This is a genomic window from Kitasatospora sp. NPDC091257, from assembly GCF_044757675.1.
GTDB classification, from domain to species: Bacteria; Actinomycetota; Actinomycetes; order Streptomycetales; family Streptomycetaceae; genus Kitasatospora; species Kitasatospora lactacystinica.
Map to the genome: position 1 here is coordinate 1 of NZ_JBIVVI010001124.1, position 2966 is coordinate 2966.

General features: G+C 72.0%; 3 protein-coding genes. 1 reads left to right on the plus strand and 2 read right to left on the minus strand.

Annotated features, from left to right (window positions below; translation table 11 throughout):
* Positions 1-801 precede the first annotated feature (801 nt).
* Entirely contained in the window at positions 802-1374 is a 573-nt protein-coding gene (locus ACIQOV_RS35220; protein ID WP_401054914.1) for an SIMPL domain-containing protein, read from the minus strand.
* Positions 1375-1600: 226 nt separating this feature from the next.
* Here ACIQOV_RS35220 and ACIQOV_RS35225 point away from each other — a divergent pair, with 226 nt between their 5' ends.
* A complete protein-coding gene (locus ACIQOV_RS35225) occupies positions 1601-2239 on the plus strand; it encodes a DeoR/GlpR family DNA-binding transcription regulator (RefSeq protein ID WP_401054915.1) in 639 nt (212 codons plus the stop codon).
* A 25-nt stretch (positions 2240-2264) separates the two neighbouring features.
* Here ACIQOV_RS35225 and ACIQOV_RS35230 read toward each other — a convergent pair.
* A partial coding sequence (locus ACIQOV_RS35230) for a galactokinase (protein WP_401054916.1) occupies positions 2265-2966 on the minus strand: 702 nt, incomplete at its 5' end.

Consider the following 2966-nt stretch of genomic DNA (forward strand, 5'->3'; position numbering starts at 1 on the left):
GTCGTCACTTCGTCAGTCCGACTGACCACCTCCTCCCTGGTGGGGAGGAGCGCAGTCCGTTGATTTCGGGTTCAAGGGGCGGTCCTTCCCCAGAATCGCGGCTGACATGTCGTAGACATTGGCGTTGACGTGTTGAGTGGCCGAAGACAGGCCGGGCTCCAGTTGGCCAACAGGCGAGAGGGGGCCGAGGCTCGCGTTGCCGGCGGTGCCGTCGCCAGCCGCGGCAGCGCCAGCGCCAGCGCCAGCCACGACGGCGGTTGCAGCCAGGAACGCTGCCGCGAGGGCAGAGGAAATTCGCACCTCTCACCCTCGGGCATCACTCAAGGCACCTATTTGATCACAATGAGTGCATGTTCGCCGACGACCGCCGAGTCGAGGGATGTGGCTGTGGTCCGGCTGGGCACCGGCGGCCAGGACTGAAAAGAACAGCGCACGCAGCGCCCGGCCCTGCCCCCGGACAGCGTTCGTCCCCGCCCTGACGCCGCACGAGGCCCGGTGACGTGTCCGGCCGCTGCCCGATGCCGCGTGTCGTGACAGGAGTGCGGGCCGGACCGGCGGAGGAGCGTTCCTGACGGCGGCGCCCCTTCGGGTCGGTGACCTCTAACGGAGGCTGCTCGCCGTTTCCCGCCGGGCCGTACGGCGAAGCCCGCCCGGCCTTCGACCGGTCTCGGAGCGTGCGGACGAGCCCGGTCTCGCCATGGCCCTCGTCCGCCGCCCCGTCAAGCCGTCCCGGAGACCATCGACGAGGCCGGGAGTCCAGTCGCTCCCGACTGCAGGTCGGCGTCGAGGCCAGCCGGCCCCTCAGCGCAGGTTGTAGACCACGTTGACGGTGACGCTCATCTCGATCTTGCCGGACGAATTCTCGCTCGTCTCGTCGCCGTCCACGCTCGAAGCGAGCGACCCCAGCTCCCGCCCAGCGGGCTTGGCATACTGGACGGCCTGCGCCCGTGCATCGGCGAGGGCGGCCCGGTGAGCCTCGGCCCGCAGCGAGGCCCGATCGGCCACATCGAATCCCACGTCGCGCACGAGGAAACGCTCGTCGACCGACTCGATGATCTTGACGATCCTCTCGACCTCCTCTGTGACCCCGCCGGCCTGCCGCACTGTCACCGAGACGCTCTCTTCGGCATGGTGCGACACCGTGGCACCGGTCGAGTCACAGTCGTTCTGCGGAGGCTGACTGACGATCTCGATGGCCCGGTCCGCGACTCGCTGCTCGCGCAGAGCTGTGCGCAGCTTCTCCCCGACGGCGTGGGCGGCACTCACCGTCTCCGTGGCCGTCTTCGCCCGCGCCGTGTCGGCGCCACGGATCACCACCAGATCCGCGACGGCTTCGGCAGTCCCTCGCCCGGCCACCGTGACTTTGTCGGCCATGCGTGTACCTCTTTTCTGAAAGTGAGCGCCAGGGAGTTCCGGCGAGCAGATTCCAGCACCTCCCACCGAGGGTGGCGGGCGCCCTCGCGAGCGTGTCCCCGGGCGTCACCTCGGCCAGAACATCAGCGCGGGTCCCCAAAAAGCCCTTCGTTCGAGCGAAGCCACGCGAGGGCGTGATCAGGGGGCCCTGCGCCGAGGGCTCACCCGGCAGGGCACCGTGCAGAAGGTGTACGGCGGAGCCGTCGCCGCCGGGACCGCCAGCAGCTTCGAGCCCGGCTTCGAGGCCAAGTCCGAGCTGGAGGAGAGCACCAAGGCCGCCCTGGCGAACGCGGCCGCGCAGTTCGTGGAACCGGGCAGCGTGGTGGCGCTGTCCGCCGGCACCAGCACCTACGCGGTCGCCTCCCGGCTGCTGGAGGTCCCGGGGCTGACGGTCGTGACCAACTCCCTGCGGATCGCGGACCTGCTGTGGGCGGCGCAGAGCGACGGGAGGGAGAGCGTCCCGTCGCTGCTGTTGACCGGTGGGGCGCCGACGCGCTCCGCGGCGCTGGTGGGGACCCTCGCGGACCAGACGATCCGCACGCTCCACGTGGACCTGCTCGTCCTCGGTGTGCAGGGCGTCAGTGAGCAGGCCGGACTCACCACGCCCAACCTGGCCGAGGCGCAGACCAACCGGGCCCTGATCGCCTCGGCCCGCCGCACCGTCGTGGTCGCCGACCACACCAAGTGGGGCGTCGTCGGCCTGAGCAGCTTCGCGACCCTGACGGAGGTCGACTGCTTCATCACCGACGACGCCCTCCCGGCAGCGGCCCGCAACGCGCTCGCCGACGCCGTCGGCGAACTCGTCGTGGTACCGGCCGCAGGCTGACCGGGCGGCTCCGGGCCCCGCCCGGTCAGTCCACCCGCCGCGCCCCCGGCGAGGGCACGGCGGTGAACGCCACCGGCGCCGCGTAGCCCGCCGACCGCACCGCCGCCGCGACCGGGTCCGCCACGGCGGACTCGACCGCGAGGTCCGTCTCGTCGCAGGAGACCCGGAAGTCGTCGCGCAGCGAGGCGTGTCCGGCCGTCAGGACCGGCCCCAGCGCGGCGATCCGGCCACCGTCCAGGTGCTCGACCGTCTCCAGCACGCGCCCGTTCTCGGTGACCACGTGCCGCACCAGGCGGGCGAGGTCGTCGGGGAGGCGCTCCAGGGCGGCGCTGAGGCCGGCAGCCGGCAGGTCGCGCAGCGCGGCCAGGCCCAGCAGCTCAGCGGCGCGCTCGCAGCCGGCCCGCAGGACGGCGTAGGCGCCGTCGCCGAGGTCGTACTTGACCCGGGTGTCGATCACCAGCAGCCGGAACCCGGCCGCCTCCAGGTCGAGCGGAACGTGCCGCCCCTCCAGCGTCCGGGTGTCCAGGAACAGCGCGGCACCGTCCGTGCAGCAGGCGGAGGCCATCTGGTCCATCACACCGCAAGGCACGCCGACGAAGGCGTTCTCGGCCCGCTGGGAGATCAGGGCGAGTTCCGGCGCGGACAGGCCGAGCCCGTACAGGTCGTTCAGGGCGGCGGCCGTGGCGCACTCCAGGGCGGCGGAGGAGGAGAGCCCTGCCCCGGTCGG

What these genes read in the sequence shown, in the direction of transcription:
- ACIQOV_RS35220 (WP_401054914.1), bottom strand. Translation starts at nt 1,374, where the DNA reads ATGGCCGACAAAGTCACGGTGGCCGGGCGAGGGACTGCCGAAGCCGTC.